The sequence below is a fragment of the Delftia sp. 11MD genome (assembly GCF_050907895.1).
Taxonomy (GTDB): Bacteria; Pseudomonadota; Gammaproteobacteria; order Burkholderiales; family Burkholderiaceae_C; genus Comamonas; species Comamonas tsuruhatensis.
Window position 1 is genome coordinate 4,992,444 of the sequence record NZ_CP194333.1, and the last position, 15,144, is coordinate 5,007,587.

The window sequence follows — 15,144 nt, forward strand, 5'->3', positions numbered from 1 at the left end:
CCTTGGCAGCGTGGGGGCCGCCGGTGTTCAACCTGCTCACCACTGCGGGCGCTCTGAGCAGAAGAAAAAGGCCGCGCACCCGGTAGATATACCGCCGGTGCACCGCTGCGACCATTTCGTAGACACAAAGTGTATGCAATTTTTCGACAGCCAGCCGGCTTGCGCGACATCAATTCACTAGAGATTTCCCTGATTCTGCGCAGGCGCGGCGCTGCGCCGCTGCAGCAGCTGCGCCGCCACGGCCACCGCGATCACCTCGGGCTCCTTGCCCTTGATGCCGGGCACGCCGATGGGGCAGGTCACATGGTCCAGCTCCGCATCGCTGAAGCCGCGCTCGCGCAGCCTGCGCCGGAAGGTGGCCCATTTGGTGGCGCTGCCGATCAGGCCCACATAGGGCAGGTCGCCGTGCTGGCGCTGGCGGCCCAGGCACTGGGCGACCACCTCCAGGTCCTCGGCATGGCTGAAGCTCATGATCAGCACCTGGGAGCCTGCAGGCAGATCGGCCACGGCCGATTGCACGGGGTCTGAATACTCGCACTGCACGAGCTCGTGCTCCTCCTCGGGGAAGACCGAATCGCGGCTGTCCACCCACATCACGCGGTAGGGAAGATTGCACAGCAGGCGCACCAGCGCATGGCCGACGTGGCCTGCGCCGAACAGCGCCACGCAGTCGCGCGGCGGCTGCAGCCGCTCGCGCAGCATGTCCATGCGGCCCTGGGGCACCAGCACGAACCTCAGCATCACCACGCCGCCGCAGCACTGGCCCAGGCTGGGGCCCAGCGGATAGCGGTGCTGGTGCTCGGTGGCGACCTGGCCGCCCTGGCTACCCTGCTCGCCAGGCGTTGCCCAGCCGCGCAGCAGGCTGCGGGCCCTGTCGATGGCATCGAACTCCAGGTGCCCGCCGCCGATGGTGCCGGCCACGCGGTCGGCGAACACCGCCATCCAGGCGCCGCGCTCGCGCGGCACGGAGCCTCGCGAGTCCATCACTTCGACCCAGCACAGCGGCCCCTGCGCAAGGCCCTGCTCGACTTTGTTGAACGTGTCACTCCACATGGGCGCACCTGACAGCCCGTCGTGGCGCCTGCGGGCTTCGTTGGAATTTGTTGCGGGATTGTCCGCTGCGGCACTTGAGTTTTGCGCTCCGACTGCCGGTGCCGCAGTGTTTCAGGATACGCTCGCAATCATGCCCGATTCCCCTGATTCCACGCAGCACAGTTCCGTGCAAAAGCCACGTTCCGGCCGCCCCTGGCTGTGGGCCGGCCTGATGGCCGCCATTGCCTCCCTGGTCACGGCCTGCAAGTCCCCGCCCGGCCCCGGCCCGCGCCCCGACGACGTCAGCTCCAGCGCACAGCTGCAGTACCGCAAGGTGGCCGCCAACCATCTGTACGCGCGCAATGCCGATCGCATCTACAAGGGCCAGTTGCCACCCATGCTCTACGCGATCGGCGTGCTCCAGGTCCAGATCGACCGCAACGGCCAGGTCCAGCGCCTGCACTGGATGCGCGCGCCCGGCCATGCCCCCGAGGTGGTGAGCGAGATCGAGCGCCTGGTGCGCGCCGCCGCGCCCTTCCCCGCTCCTGCCGGCGCCGCCCGCATCACCTATACCGATACCTGGCTCTGGGACAAGTCCGGCCGCTTCCAGCTCGACACGCTGACCGAGGGCCAGCTCTGAGCCTCAGGCCGCTGCGCACGGCTGGCCGTCGGCAAAGCTTCGGGCGCTTCTGAGCAGGCAGGTCACGGCATAGAGCACCAGGTCGTCCGGTGCGTCATCGTTCACGCGATCGATGACCTCGATGGCATAGCCCAGGTCCTGCGACAGCTGCGGCAGCACGCCTGCCGAGCGGTCGCCGGCCTGCAGGCCGGCCACCGCCTGGTCAGCGCTGGCGTGGTAGCCACGCAGCAAATCACGCGCGGCACATACCATGGCCGAGCCGGCGCGTTCGGCATGCAGCTCCAGCACGCCCAGGGCCGCTCCCATATGGCACAACGCATCCACCGCCAGCACCTCCTGGTGCTGCGGTGAGGGTTCCTGATGGCTGTGGCCCGATTGCTTCACTGTCTTCATGGCATCCCTTGCGCGGGACCGTGCTGGTCCCGAAGCAACAATACCTATCAGGTCCCTTGCAGTCAATACCTTTCCGGTCCATGATTGCCGGCGATGAAACAGACCGATCCTCAGTACAAGCTGCGCCTGCCGCAGGAACTCAAGGACCTCGTCGAGGAGGCAGCCAAGCGCACCGGCCGTTCCATGAACGCCGAAGTCGTGGCCCGGCTGCAGACCACGTTCGAGGCCCCCCTGCTGGGCCGCCTGTCGGCCTCGACGGACCCTTCGCTGGAATGCGAAGAGCCCGTGAGCATCTACGACATCAAGATGAGCGCCGAAGCCGTGGAGCGCATCGAAAAGCGCCTGGAACGCATAGAGCAGGCCGTGCTCGCGCCCGCTGCGCCGCAATCCGCCAGTGAAGACGGCGCAACCGGCGGCGCCTGATCCGCCCGCACAAAAGAAAACCGGCCCGCAGGCCGGTTTCGTTCAAAGGCCCCTCAGGGCCGGGATCATTCGACCACCTTGGTGATCTTCGAGCCCTGCAGCGACACGCCGGCTTCCAGGCCCGCGTTGGTCAGCACATAGCTGGTGACGGGGCCCTGGGCGGTCGTGGTGTCCACGCTGCCATTGGCGCCCACCTTGCCTGCGGCCACCGTAGCATCGGCGCCCACGGACCAGCCGTCGCTGGCCAGGAACTTGTCCAGCGCTTCCTGGGTGTTGAACACATAGATCACAGCCTTGGACTGGCCGCCTGCCTGCCAACCCACCGAGGCGCCCGTGGTGCTGTAGAAGCCCTTGTTCTGGCCGCCGACGCGCAGCACGCCGCGGCCATGCTCCACACCGATGACGAAACTGCCGCCGATCACCGAGGGGAAGATCAGCACGCCCTTGGAGCGGGCCACCATTTCCTTGGAGCCCGGCGCCGTCTGGTACAGCCGCTCCAGCGCAGCGTTGGCGCGCGCATTGACGGTGGTGGAATCAGCACGCGGCGCGGACTGGGTTTCCGGCTTGGTGGTGGTGCAGCCGACCATGGCCACGCTGCCGGCCGCCAGTGCAGTGGCCATCACGACGGTACGCAAAGAAAACTGACGCATGGGAAAACCTGCCTTTCTTGATTGGACGTTTTGGGGAGACCCCATCGGTTCATTGGATTGATCACCTTGCCTCCCGGTCCCGGGCACCCCTACCAGTGCTCGCAAACCGCTTCGGAGACAGGCTGGGGACGATGCTAGGCCGCTTTGCGGTACTTGTGATGAGACATGTCACAAGTTGCGCCATAGGACTACAGGCCCGCAGGAAATGTCTGAAAATCCCGTTCCGGGCCGCCACAGCCGACACCGAAAGCCCGCTGATGCCAGAATGCACCCACAGCAACACCCGGCCCACCGGGCCCATCCACATCGAGGGAGTTCATGAAGTTCTGGAGCCACTTTCACCATCCCCAGGCAGCCATGGTGCTGTTGCGCGTCACGCTTGCGGTCCTGCTGCTTTTTCATGGCTGGGCCAAGATCCGCTACGGCATAGGCAGCATCGAGCGCATGGTGGAGTCCGCGGGCGCGCCGGGCTGGCTGGCCTATGCGGTGTATCTGGGTGAGGTGGTGGCGCCGCTGCTGCTGCTGGTGGGCCTGTGGGTGGTGCCCGCGGCGCTGGTGATTGCGGTCAACATGATCGTGGCCTTCGCGCTGGTGCACACGGGCCAGGTGATGCAGCTGCACAGCTCGGGAGGCTGGGCGCTGGAGCTGCAGGCCTTCTTCTTCATCTCGGCCCTGGTCGTGGCCATGGGGCATTCCAAGGGCAAGTAGGCCGCACGCTTGCTGGAGATGCAAAAGCAACGGCCCGCAATGCGGGCCGTTCGTCATTTCAGGTTTCACTCCAGGCCATCCCCCGACAGCCTGCGCCTGCAGTCCAGGGCTCAGGAGCCCCGGTACGTCGAATAGCTCCAGGGGCTGACCAGCAGGGGCACATGGTAATGCTGGTCGGCATGGGCCACGCCGAAGTCCAGGCTCACCTTGTTGAGGAAGTTGGGCTCGGGCAGTTGCACGCCACGGGCCTTGAAGTAGGCCGCCACGTCGAAGGTCAGCCGGTAGGTGCCGGTCCTGAGGCTGTTGTTGTCGAACAGCGGCGCATCGGTGCGGCCGTCGTGGTTGAGCACCAGGCTCTTGATCAGCGTGGCCTGGTCGCCATCGGTGGAATACAGCGCGACAGCCATGCCGGCTGCGGGGCAGCCATTCATGGTGTCGAGGACGTGGGTGCTCAGGCCCATGGAAATCTCCTGTGCGGCGGGAGCTGGCCCGCCCGGTTGTCATTGGTTGGTCGATGCACGAAGCGCGGCGCGCGACAGCACTCGCGGCCCCCTCGTGCATTCGCAAAGTGTATACAGTTTTTGTACGCCCTTGAAGTGGGCCATGCAGCTCGAGCCTAGGCAGATACCCGCACTTTCGACGCCGGCAGCGGCCCGTGGGCAGGCCTGCAACGCCATGCTTCTACACTGTGGTCCGCCGCCGCCCCGGCTGCAGGCCCTGCGGCCATCGCATACCGGGCGGCAAAGGACTTTCGCTCATTTCAACGGTTCCACTGTTTCATCTGCCAAGGAGATACCGATGCCATTTCGCTCCCCCTTGCTGGCAACCAGCCTGGCGCTGGCCATTACCAGCCTGGCCGCCTGCAGCAGCACACAGCCGCCCGCGGCCTCGGCGCCGCCAGCGCCGGTGGCCGCAGCACCTGCACCGGCGGCAGCGCCCATCACGCAAAGCAATGCAGCCCAGGCGGCCAGTGCAGCCTATGACTTCGACATGGATGTATTCCATCCCGTCGTGGCCAGGAACGGCATGGTGTCCAGCGAGCAGGAGCTGGCCTCGCGCATCGGCCTGCAGATCCTGAAGTCGGGCGGCAATGCGGTGGATGCCGCCGTGGCCATGGGCTTTGCGCTGGCGGTGGCCCTGCCCAATGCCGGCAACATCGGCGGCGGCGGTTTCATGATCGTGCACGACGCCAAGAGCGGCAAGAACATTGCGCTGGACTTCCGCGAGGTCGCACCCTCCAAGGCCACGCGGGACATGTACGTGGGCGCGGACGGCAAGGTCATTGACGGCAAGTCGCTGTACACCCACTACGCCGTGGGCGTGCCCGGCACCGTGGCCGGCATGGAGCATGCATTGAAGAAATGGGGCTCTCTGCCGCTGTCCACGGTGATTGCGCCATCCGTGAAGCTGGCCGACAAGGGCTTTACGGTCAGCGAGACCCTGGCCAAGATCCTGGAGCAGGAAAAGAAGAACATGGGCCAGTGGCCCGCCACCCAGGCCATCTTCTGGCGCAACGGCGAGCCCCTCAAGCGCGGCGACCGCCTGGTGCAAAAGGACCTGGCGCAGTCGCTGCGCCTGATCGGGCAGCAGGGCTCCAAGGTGTTCTACGAAGGCGCCATTGCCCGCAAGCTCGCGGCCGAGATGGCGCCGCATGCGGGCGCCCTGTCGCTGCAGGATCTCAAGAACTACAAGGTGGTCGAGCGCGAGCCCGTGCGCGGCACCTATCGCGGCTACGAGATCGTGACCATGCCGCCCCCGTCCTCCGGCGGCGCCCACCTGATCCAGATCCTCAACATGATGGAACGCTGGCCCATGAACCAGTGGGGCGCCAACAGCGCACAGAGCATCCACTACATGGCCGAAGGCATGAAGCTGGCCTATGCCGACCGGGCCGAATACCTGGGCGACCCGGACTTCGTGACCGTGCCGCTCAAGGGCCTGACGTCCAAGCGCTACGCCGAGGCGCTGGCCGCCGGCATCGACCCCTACCAGGCGCGCGCCGGCAAGGACATCAAGCCCGGCAAGCCCCAGCCCTATGAGAGCGACCAGACCACGCACTACTCCGTGGTGGACAGGATGGGCAACGCCGTGGCCGTGACCTATACGCTGAACACCAACTTCGGCAGCGGCATCGTGGCCAAGGGCACGGGTATCCTGCTCAACAACGAGATGGACGACTTCTCTGCCAAGCCCGGCGTGGCCAACGCCTACGGCCTGGTCGGCGGCGATGCCAATGCGGTGGCAGCAGGCAAACGCCCGCTGTCGTCCATGACGCCCACCATGGTGCTCAAGGACGGCAAGCCCGTGCTGGTCACCGGCAGCCCCGGCGGCGCGCGCATCATCACCACCGTGCTGCAGACCGTGGTCAATACCATCGACTTCGGCATGAACCCGGCCGAGGCCGCCGCCACGCCGCGCTTTCACCACCAGTGGACGCCCGACGAGCTGCGCGTGGAAAAGGGCATCAGCCCCGACACCGTGGCCCTGCTCAAGTCGCGCGGCCACAACGTTGCCGTGAAGGCATCCATGGGCCGCACGCAGACCATCCAGCTGCGCGACGGCATGCTCTACGGCGCCTCCGACCCGCGCAACCCCGACGGGCAGACACTGGGCTATTGAAGCAAGAAAAAGCCGCGCCCGTTGCCGAGCGCGGCTTTTCACAACAGGGCGGCGCAAGGCCGCCCTCCCACCAATCGCGTTGTCAGTTGCGCGGCATCAGGCCGGGACCTTCTGGCCGACCTCGAAGTTGGCCTGGATCTCCAGCGCACGCACCATGCCCGAGTGGTCCCAGTTCGCGCCGCCGTGGGCCACGCAGCTGTTGAACAGCTCCTGGGCCTGGGCGGTATTGGGCAGGGACACGCCGAGCTGGCGCGCGCTGCTCAGGGCCAGGTTCAGGTCCTTCTGGTGCAGCGAGATGCGGAAGCCCGGATCGAACGTGCGCTTGATCATGCGCTCGGCATGCACCTCCAGGATCTTGGACGAGGCAAAGCCGCCCAGCAGCGCCTCGCGCACGCGGGCCGGGTCGGCGCCGGCGCGCGATGCGAACAGCAGGGCCTCTGCCACCGCCTCGATGTTCAGCGCCACGATGATCTGGTTGGCCACCTTGGCGGTCTGGCCGTCGCCATTGCCGCCCACCAGGGTGATGTTCTTGCCCATGCGCTCGAACAGCGGCTTGACGCGCGCGAACACGTCCTCGGGGCCGCCGACCATGATGGACAGCGTGGCGTTCTTGGCGCCCACCTCGCCGCCGGAGACCGGCGCATCCAGGTACTGGGCGCCGATGGCCTCGATGCGGCGAGCGAAGTCCTTGGTGGCCACGGGCGAGATGGAGCTCATGTCCACCACCACCTTGCCGCTGCTGCCCTTGAGGCCGGCGGCCACGCCGTCCTCGCCGAACAGCACCTTCTCGACATCGGGCGTGTCGGGCAGCATCAGGAAGATGATGTCGGCACGCTCGGCCACGCCGCGCGCGGTGGTGCACTGGGTGGCGCTGCTCTCGGCGATCTGCGCCGGGATCTTGCCCAGGGTGTTCACGAAGAGCTGGTGGCCAGCCGCCAGAAGGTGGCCTGCCATGGGCGCGCCCATGATGCCCAGGCCCACGAAACCAAGCTTGAGAGAGGATGCATTCATGCTGTGTACTCCTTGTCGTTTTTGAAAAGCTGAAAAAACTTTGGCGGCGCTCAGGCGGCGACTGCTGCGCGCACGCTGGTGCGGGCGTCCAGCCAGCCCAGGCCCGATTCGGTATCGCGCGCGGGCTTGTACTCGCAGCCCACCCAGCCCTGGTAGCCGATGCGGTCCAGGTGCGCGAACAGGAAGGGGTAGTTGATCTCGCCCGTGCCCGGCTCGTTGCGGCCCGGGTTGTCGGCCAGCTGCACATGGCCGATGCGCGCCAGGTGCTTTTGCAGCGTGGCCGCCAGCTCGCCCTCGGTGCGCTGCGCGTGGTAGATGTCGTACTGCACGAAGGCGTTGGGCGCGCCCACCTCGTCGAGGATGGACAGGGCCTCGTCCGTGCGGTTCAGGTAGAAGCCGGGAATGTCGAAGGGGTTGATGGGCTCGATCAGCAGGCGCAGATTGGCCGCGCTCAGCGCCGATGCGGCAAAGCGCAGGTTGTCCACGAAGGTGCGGCGCAGCAGCGCGGCATCGGCACCGGCAGGCGCCTTGCCGGCCAGGCAGTTGAGCTGGGGCACGCCCAGCGCATGGCCATAGGTCACGGCCTTGGCCACGCCGGCGCGGAACTCGTCCACGCGGTCGGGGTGGCAGGCAATGCCGCGCTCGCCCGCATCCCAGTCGCCGGCAGGCAGGTTGTGCAGCACGATCTGCAGGCCGTGGGCGTCCACGCGCTCCTTGATCTCTTCGACCGTATGGGCGTAGGGAAACAGGAATTCCACGGCCTCGAAGCCGGCGCGCGCCGCGCGCTCGAAGCGGTCGAGGAAGGGCACCTCGGTGAACAGCATGCTGAGGTTGGCAGCAAAACGGGGCATGTCAGAAGTCTCCGGTTGTCGTTTGGTGGGTTGGGAGCGGCAGGGTACGCAAGGCGCCCCGCCGTTAAAAATGCCCAAGGGGCAATGGAAATCGGAACCCCCGAGTGCCTGCACCGCCCGCAATGCAGGCATTGGCGCAGCGCCAGCCAGGGATGCCAGGCAAGGGCCGCCCCGCAGCGATGGCATCGTCCCCCTCCGAAGAGAGGGGGAAGCGGCGCAGCCGCTCAGGGGGTGCCTTGCTTCAATCCAGCAGGGCCAGGGCGCTGGGCACGTCGGCAGGCGCTGCGGCCAGGTCCTCGAACTCGATCACGTTGTCGATCTCGGCGCCCATGGAGATGTTGGTCACGCGCTCCAGGATGACCTCGACGACGACCGGCGTGCGGTGCTCTGCCATCCAGGCCTCGGCCTGCTGCATGGCGGGCGCGAAGTCCTCGGGACGGTGCACGCGGATGGCCTTGCAGCCCAGGCCCTCGACCACCTTGACGTGGTCCACGCCGTAGCCCTTGGACTCTTCCTTGTCGTCGACATTGATGTTGTCGAAGGCCAGTTGCACGCAGTAGTCGATGGAGAAGGCGCGCTGCGCCTGGCGGATCAGGCCCAGATAGCTGTTGTTGACCAGCACATGGATGTAGGGCAGCTTGAACTGCGCCCCCACGGCCAGTTCCTCGATCATGAACTGGAAGTCATAGTCGCCCGACAGCGCCACGATCTTGCGGGCCGGGTCGGCCACGCGCACACCCAGGGCGGCCGGCACGGTCCAGCCCAGCGGGCCGGCCTGGCCGCAGTTGATCCAGTTGCGCGGCTTGTAGACATGCAGGAACTGCGCGCCGGCAATCTGCGACAGGCCGATGGTGGAGACGTAGCAGGTGTCCTTGTCCAGGCTGCGGTTCATGCACTGGTAGACACGCTGCGGCTTCATGGGCACGTTGTCGAAATTGGTCTTGCGCAGGTACTCCACATTGTTCTTGCGGGCCTGGCATTCGGCCACCCAGCCGCTGCGGTCCTTCAGGCGGCCAGCCGCCTTCCACTCGCGCGCCACCTCCACGAAAAGCTGCAGCGCCGCCCCGGCATCCGAGACGATGCCGTAGTCGGGCGCGAACACGCGGCCGATCTGCGTGGGCTCGATGTCCACGTGCACGAACTTGCGGCCCTTGGTGTAGACCTCGACCGAGCCCGTGTGGCGGTTGGCCCAGCGGTTGCCGATGCCCAGCACGAAGTCGGAGGCCAGCATGGTGGCATTGCCGTAGCGATGGCTGGTCTGCAGGCCACACATGCCGGCCATCAGGCGGTGGTCGTCAGGGATGGTGCCCCAGCCCATCAGCGTGGGGATCACGGGCACGTCCAGCAGCTCGGCGAACTCCACCAGCAGCTCGGACGCATCGGCGTTGATCACGCCGCCGCCCGACACCAGCAGCGGACGCTCGGACTCGTTGAGCATGGCGATGGCCTTTTCCACCTGCTTGCGCGTGGCGGCAGGCTTGTAGACAGGCAGGGGCTCGTAGGTATCGATGTCGAACTCGATCTCGGCCAGCTGCACGTCGATGGGCAGGTCGATCAGCACGGGGCCGGGGCGGCCCGAGCGCATCAGGTGGAAGGCCTGCTGGAAGGCGCGCGGCACCTGGGCCGGCTCCAGCACCGTGGTGGCCCACTTGGTCACGGTCTTGGCGATGGAGGCAATGTCCACGGCCTGGAAATCTTCCTTGTGCAGACGCGAGCGCGGCGCCTGGCCCGTGATGCACAGGATCGGAATCGAATCCGCGCTGGCCGAGTACAGGCCCGTGATCATGTCCGTGCCGGCCGGGCCGCTGGTGCCGATGCACACGCCGATGTTGCCGGCCACGGCGCGGGTGTAGCCCTCGGCCATGTGGCTTGCGCCTTCGACGTGGCGCGCCAGGATATGGCCTATGCCGCCATGGTCCTTGAGCGCTGCGTACAGCGGGTTGATGGCGGCACCGGGAACGCCGAATGCGACGGTGACGCCTTCTTTTTCCAGCACGCGGACTGCGGCTTCGATTGCTTTCATTTTCGCCATGGAGGTCTCCTTCAAACTGGAGACAACTCTAGGCAGACGGGCCTGTTGGTGGAACGCCTGCACAGACCATAAAATTTATTCCGTGCAGGAATAACTATCAATGAAAAAGGAGACAGCACCATGGACAGACTCGATGCCATGCACATGTTCGTGCGCGTGGTGGAGACCGGCAGCTTCACCAAGGTCGCGCACGAGTTCGCCACCACCCAGCCCACGGTGACCAAGCAGGTCGCGGCCATGGAGACGCGCCTGAAGGTGCGCCTGCTCAACCGCAACACGCGCGGCGTGAGCCTCACCGAAGCGGGCGCGCTGTACTACGAGAAATGCAAGACCATCGTCAACGACGTGGCCGAGGCGGACAAGGTGGTGCAGGTGCGACAGACCCAGGTGCAGGGCCAGCTGCGCATCGGCAGCTCGGTGGCCTTCGGCCGGCGCGTGCTGATCCCGCTGGCGCTGGAGTTCATGACGCACAACCCCCAGGTGCAGATCGACCTGAGCTTCGAGGACCGCTACACCGACCTGGTGGCCAACGGCATCGACGTGGCCCTGCGCCTGGGCAAGCTGGCCGACTCCAGCCTGGGCGCACGCACCCTGGGCGTGAACCCCTGGGTGCTGGTGGCCTCGCCCGCCTACCTGCGCAAGCGCGGCACGCCGCGCCGCCCCTCGGACCTCAAGGAGCACGCCACGCTGATCTACAGCAGCGTGCAGGGCAACGACCTCTGGCGCCTGCGCAACGCCAGCGGCGAGCCCGTGTCCGTGCCCGTCACCGGCCGCCTGCGCTCCAACAACCTCTCGGCCCTGCTGGCGGCCTCACGCTCGCACATGGGCATCGCCGCCCTGCCCCGCTACGTGGCCCACGACTCGCTGCAGGCCGGCCGCGTGGTCGAAGTCCTCAAGACCTGCCGCCTGCCCGAGCAGGAAATCCACGCCGTCTACCCCTCGCCGCGCCTGGTGCCGCAGAAGGTGCAGTCCTTCATCGCCTTCCTGCAGGGGCGGTTCGATGCCGAATGGTGGGAGACGCTGCCGCGCGGGGCGTGAGCGCCTGAAGCAAGCGGGCCTGAAACAAGTGGCCGGGCGCACGTCCCGGCCTCGAAAAACAACCACCCGGCAGGAGCAAAAACCTAGAGAACCAGAATCGCCCGGAAGTCATTCACGTTGGTATGCGTGGGCCCGGTCACCACCAGATCCCCCAGCGCATCAAAGAACCCATACGCATCATTGCGGTCCAGGTACTCGGCAATCCGCATGCCCTGGGCCTGGGCCCGCGCCAGCGTATCCGGCGACACGCGCGCTCCCGCGTTGTCTTCCACGCCATCGATGCCATCGGTATCGGCCGCCAGCGCCCAGACCTTCTCCTGCCCCTGCAGGGCCTGGGCCAGGCCCATGCAGAACTCGCCCGCGCGGCCGCCGCGCCCCTTGGGCGTGCCGGCCGGGCGCTGCCGGATGGTGACCGTGGTTTCGCCGCCGGACAGGATCACGCAGGGCTTTGCAAACGGCTGGCCGTGGCGGGACACGGCGCGCGCCAGGGCGGCGTGGACCTTGGCGACTTCGCGCGATTCGCCCTCGATCTCGTCGGACAGCACATGGGCGCGCAGGCCTGCGGCCTCGGCCACGCGTGCGGCCGCCTCCAGCGAGTGCTGGGGCGTGGCGATCATGTGGACCTCGTGGCCGTCGAAGCGCGCGTCGCCGGGCTTGGGGGTTTCCAGCTCGCCCGCCTCCAGCGCGCGGCGCACGGATTCGGGCACTTCGATGCGGTAGCGCGCGAGGATGGCCAGCGCGTCGGCGCAGCTGCTGGCATCGGGCACGGTGGGGCCGCTGGCGATGATGGAGGGGTCGTCGCCCGGCACGTCGCTGATGGTCAGCGTGACCACGCGCGCGGGCGCGCAGGCCGCGCCCAGGCGCCCGCCCTTGATGCGCGACAGGTGCTTGCGCACGCAGTTCATCTCGCCGATGGCGGCGCCGCTTTCCAGCAGGGCGCGGTTGATGCGCTGCTTCTCCTCCAGGTCGATGCCTTCGGCCGGCAGGGTCAGCAGGGCCGAGCCGCCGCCCGAGATCAGGCACAGCACGAGGTCGTCCTCGGTCAGCCCTTCGGTCAGCGCGAGGATGCGTTCGGCGGCGGCCAGGCCTGCCGCATCGGGCACGGGGTGGGCGGCCTCGACCACCTCGATGCGCTGCGCCAGCCCTTCGGGGCGCGGCGGGATGTGGCCGTAGCGTGTGACCACGAGGCCGGACAGCGGCGCGTCCGCCGGCCACAGCGCCTCCAGCGCCTGGGCCATGGAGCCGCCGGCCTTGCCCGCGCCCAGCACCAGGGTGCGGCCCTTGGGAGGCTTTGGCAGGCATTGGGCCATGCTGTACAGGGGCTGCGCATCCTTGACCGCAGCGCGGTAGAGGTCGAGCAGAAAGGCTTGGGGATCGGTGAGGTGCAGGTCCGTGGTGCTGGTCATGGTGTGTTGTCTCCGCCGGGCATTATGGAATTTCCTGCACCGGCGGTGGCATGCGGTCAAGTCACAACTGATTCGCCCGGCCTCGTTCCTCGCGCCAACTCAACTCAATCCAGGGCCACCTTGGCGTCCTTGACCAGCCTGGCGAAGCGGTCGGTGTCGTCGCGGATCTGGCGCGCCATCTGCTCGGGTGATCCGCCGATGGGCTCGGCGCCTATCTCTTCCATCTTCCTGCGGAACTGCGGGGACTCGATGATGCGGTTCATGTCTGCGCCCAGCCGCGCCAGTACCTCCCTGGGCGTGGCGGCCGGTGCCAGCACGCCGAACCAGGTGCCCATGTCGAAGCCCTTGAGGCCGGCCTCGTCCAGCGTGGGCACATCGGGCAGGGCCACCGAGCGCCGGGCCGTGGTCACGGCCAGCGCGCGCAGCTTGCCGGCCTTGATGTGGGGCAGCACAGGCGTGACGGTATCGAAGGACATGGCGATCTGCCCGCCCAGCAGATCCGTGGTCAACGGCCCGCTGCCCTTGTAGGGCACGTGCAGCAGCTGCACGCCGCCCATGGACTCGAACTGCGCGCCGATCAGGTGCTGGCCCGTGCCCGCGCCGTTGGAGCCATAGGCCAGCTTGCCGGGCTGGGCCCGGGCCTGGGCCAGCAGCTCCTGCACGGTTTTGGCGGGCACCTGCGGATGGACCACCAGCACATTGGGGACCACGGCCACCACGGTGATGGGCGCCAGGTCCTTCTGGAAGTCATAGCCCAGCCTGCGGTAGACGCTGGTGGCAATGGTGTGGTGCACGGCTCCCATGAGCAGGGTGTAGCCGTCAGGTTTCGCCTTGGCCACATGGTCGGCGCCCAGGGTGGCGCCCGCGCCGGGGCGGTTTTCCACGACCACGGGCTGGCCCAGGCTTTTGGACAGCTCCTGGCCCAGCGCGCGCGCCAGCACATCGGTGGTGCCGCCTGCGGGAAACGGCACGATGAGGTTGACGGGGCGCGCCGGCCAGGCCTGGGCCCAGGCCGAAGACATGGCGGCTGGAATGGCGGCGGCGGCCAGCGCGCACGCTGCGGCAACCCTGGTGATGCGGTTCATGGCTTGTCTCCTGTCTGTTCTTTTGTGGGTTATCGGACCATGCAGCGCGCGCTCAGGCAGGCACGGGCTCGGCCTGGGCCTCGGCGGTCTGCGCGCGCAGCCGTGCGCAGACCGCGTCGGTGACCTGGCGCGTGGTGGCCTTGCCGCCCAGGTCGCGCGTGTGCAGCGCGGCATCGGCCGTCACCTGCTCCACGGCCTGCATCAGCCGCTGCGCGGCGCGGTGCTCGCCCAGGTGCTCCAGCAGCATCACGCAGCTCCAGAAGGTTCCCACGGGATTGGCCAGGCCCTGGCCCATGATGTCGAAGGCCGATCCGTGGATGGGCTCGAACATGCTGGGATAGCGGCGCTCCGGATCGATGTTGCCCGTGGGCGCAATGCCCAGGCTGCCGGCCAGCGCGGCCGCCAGGTCGCTGAGGATGTCGGCATGCAGGTTGGTGGCGACCAGGGTGTCCAGGGAGGCGGGGCGGTTGACCATGCGCGCCGTGGCCGCGTCCACCAGTTCCTTGTCCCAGCGCACGTCGGGAAACTCGGCGGCCACCTGCACCGCGATCTCGTCCCACATCACCATGGCATGGCGCTGGGCGTTGGACTTGGTGATCACCGTCAGCAGCTTGCGCGGCCGCGACTGCGCCAGGCGGAAGGCGAAGCGCATGATGCGCTCCACGCCCGCGCGGGTCATCATGCTCACGTCGGTGGCCACCTCGATGGGATGGCCCTGGTGGGCGCGGCCGCCCACGCCCGCGTATTCGCCTTCGGAGTTCTCGCGCACGATGATCCAGTCCAGGTCCTCGCGTGCGCAGCGCTTGAGCGGCGCATCGATGCCGGGCAGGATGCGCGTGGGCCGCACATTGGCGTACTGATCGAACCCCTGGCAGATCTTCAGGCGCAGGCCCCACAGCGTGACATGGTCGGGAATGTGCGGGTCGCCGGCAGAGCCGAACAGGATGGCGTCCTGGCCGCGCAGCGCGTCCAGCCCGTCGGCCGGCATCATCTCGCCGTGCGCGCGGTACCAGTCGCCGCCCCAGCCGAAACTGGTGAAGGCAAAGCCCAGGCCGGGCTGGGTTTCGGCCAGCGCCTGCAGCACCTCCTGCCCTGCGGGCACCACTTCCTTGCCGATGCCATCGCCGGGAATGCAGGCGATGCGGTATGTCTTTGTCATGAGGGCTCCTTGGATTACGGTGGATGAAGCGCCATGCGGTTCCATGGCCTTGTCCGTGAATCTATCGATGGAACAACGCCGCGCGCGCCTCTAGAGT

Annotated in this window: 15 protein-coding genes; 5 read left to right on the top strand and 10 right to left on the bottom strand. The window is 67.4% G+C overall.

Going from position 1 to position 15,144, the window contains the following annotated elements; all coding sequences use genetic code 11:
* Positions 1-177: 177 nt before the first annotated feature.
* Complete coding sequence (gene xdhC / locus ACRSCF_RS22855; protein ID WP_034366631.1) at positions 178-1,053, bottom strand: xanthine dehydrogenase accessory protein XdhC; 876 nt, start codon at positions 1,051-1,053, stop codon at positions 178-180.
* A 130-nt stretch (positions 1,054-1,183) separates the two neighbouring features.
* On the opposite strand from xdhC, the gene ACRSCF_RS22860 reads away from it, so the two are divergent.
* Complete coding sequence (locus ACRSCF_RS22860) at positions 1,184-1,672, top strand: hypothetical protein (protein WP_016449773.1); 489 nt, start codon at positions 1,184-1,186, stop codon at positions 1,670-1,672.
* 3 nt (positions 1,673-1,675) lie between these two features.
* Here ACRSCF_RS22860 and ACRSCF_RS22865 read toward each other — a convergent pair whose 3' ends face one another.
* Positions 1,676-2,065: a hypothetical protein gene (locus tag ACRSCF_RS22865; protein ID WP_017404032.1), complete on the bottom strand. Its 390-nt coding sequence runs from the start codon at positions 2,063-2,065 to the stop codon at positions 1,676-1,678.
* A gap of 93 nt (positions 2,066-2,158) precedes the next feature.
* Here ACRSCF_RS22865 and ACRSCF_RS22870 point away from each other — a divergent pair, with 93 nt between their 5' ends.
* On the top strand, positions 2,159-2,488 hold the full coding sequence (locus ACRSCF_RS22870; RefSeq protein WP_016449775.1) for an Arc family DNA-binding protein: 330 nt from the start codon (positions 2,159-2,161) through the stop codon (positions 2,486-2,488).
* 65 nt (positions 2,489-2,553) lie between these two features.
* Here ACRSCF_RS22870 and ACRSCF_RS22875 read toward each other — a convergent pair whose 3' ends face one another.
* Positions 2,554-3,138: a BPSL1445 family SYLF domain-containing lipoprotein gene (locus tag ACRSCF_RS22875; RefSeq protein ID WP_016449776.1), complete on the bottom strand. Its 585-nt coding sequence runs from the start codon at positions 3,136-3,138 to the stop codon at positions 2,554-2,556.
* A 318-nt stretch (positions 3,139-3,456) separates the two neighbouring features.
* Here ACRSCF_RS22875 and ACRSCF_RS22880 point away from each other — a divergent pair, with 318 nt between their 5' ends.
* Positions 3,457-3,846, top strand: a complete 390-nt coding sequence (locus ACRSCF_RS22880) for a DoxX family protein (protein WP_016449777.1) — start codon at positions 3,457-3,459, stop codon at positions 3,844-3,846.
* A gap of 110 nt (positions 3,847-3,956) precedes the next feature.
* On the opposite strand, the gene uraH is transcribed toward ACRSCF_RS22880, so the two are convergent.
* Positions 3,957-4,307 (bottom strand): hydroxyisourate hydrolase, encoded by a 351-nt coding sequence (uraH, locus tag ACRSCF_RS22885; RefSeq protein ID WP_012204044.1) that lies wholly within the window; start codon positions 4,305-4,307, stop codon positions 3,957-3,959.
* 337 nt (positions 4,308-4,644) lie between these two features.
* Between uraH and ggt the strand changes: the two genes are divergently transcribed.
* Positions 4,645-6,465, top strand: a complete 1,821-nt coding sequence (gene ggt / locus ACRSCF_RS22890) for a gamma-glutamyltransferase (RefSeq protein WP_244386661.1) — start codon at positions 4,645-4,647, stop codon at positions 6,463-6,465.
* Between the two features lie 96 nt (positions 6,466-6,561).
* Here ggt and glxR read toward each other — a convergent pair whose 3' ends face one another.
* The 3 genes from glxR to gcl all read right to left on the bottom strand — a co-directional run bounded on the left by glxR (position 6,562) and on the right by gcl (position 10,359).
* A complete protein-coding gene (gene glxR / locus ACRSCF_RS22895; RefSeq protein WP_016449780.1) occupies positions 6,562-7,476 on the bottom strand; it encodes a 2-hydroxy-3-oxopropionate reductase in 915 nt (304 codons plus the stop codon).
* Positions 7,477-7,526: 50 nt separating this feature from the next.
* Positions 7,527-8,327: a hydroxypyruvate isomerase gene (gene hyi / locus ACRSCF_RS22900; RefSeq protein WP_034366635.1), complete on the bottom strand. Its 801-nt coding sequence runs from the start codon at positions 8,325-8,327 to the stop codon at positions 7,527-7,529.
* Between the two features lie 241 nt (positions 8,328-8,568).
* Positions 8,569-10,359 (bottom strand): glyoxylate carboligase, encoded by a 1,791-nt coding sequence (gene gcl / locus ACRSCF_RS22905; RefSeq protein ID WP_016449782.1) that lies wholly within the window; start codon positions 10,357-10,359, stop codon positions 8,569-8,571.
* A 120-nt stretch (positions 10,360-10,479) separates the two neighbouring features.
* Between gcl and ACRSCF_RS22910 the strand changes: the two genes are divergently transcribed.
* Positions 10,480-11,397: a LysR family transcriptional regulator gene (locus ACRSCF_RS22910; protein WP_016449783.1), complete on the top strand. Its 918-nt coding sequence runs from the start codon at positions 10,480-10,482 to the stop codon at positions 11,395-11,397.
* 83 nt (positions 11,398-11,480) lie between these two features.
* Here ACRSCF_RS22910 and ACRSCF_RS22915 read toward each other — a convergent pair whose 3' ends face one another.
* From ACRSCF_RS22915 to ACRSCF_RS22925, 3 genes are all read right to left on the bottom strand, one after another.
* The gene (locus ACRSCF_RS22915; protein ID WP_244386663.1) at positions 11,481-12,803 is read right to left on the bottom strand and encodes a glycerate kinase type-2 family protein; all 1,323 of its coding nucleotides are present in this window, start codon (positions 12,801-12,803) and stop codon (positions 11,481-11,483) included.
* Between the two features lie 104 nt (positions 12,804-12,907).
* A complete protein-coding gene (locus tag ACRSCF_RS22920; protein ID WP_016452626.1) occupies positions 12,908-13,888 on the bottom strand; it encodes a tripartite tricarboxylate transporter substrate binding protein in 981 nt (326 codons plus the stop codon).
* 52 nt (positions 13,889-13,940) lie between these two features.
* Positions 13,941-15,047 carry a tartrate dehydrogenase gene (locus ACRSCF_RS22925; RefSeq protein ID WP_034366636.1) on the bottom strand — a complete coding sequence of 369 codons (1,107 nt, stop codon included), beginning with the start codon at positions 15,045-15,047 and terminating at the stop codon, positions 13,941-13,943.
* Positions 15,048-15,144: the final 97 nt, after the last annotated feature.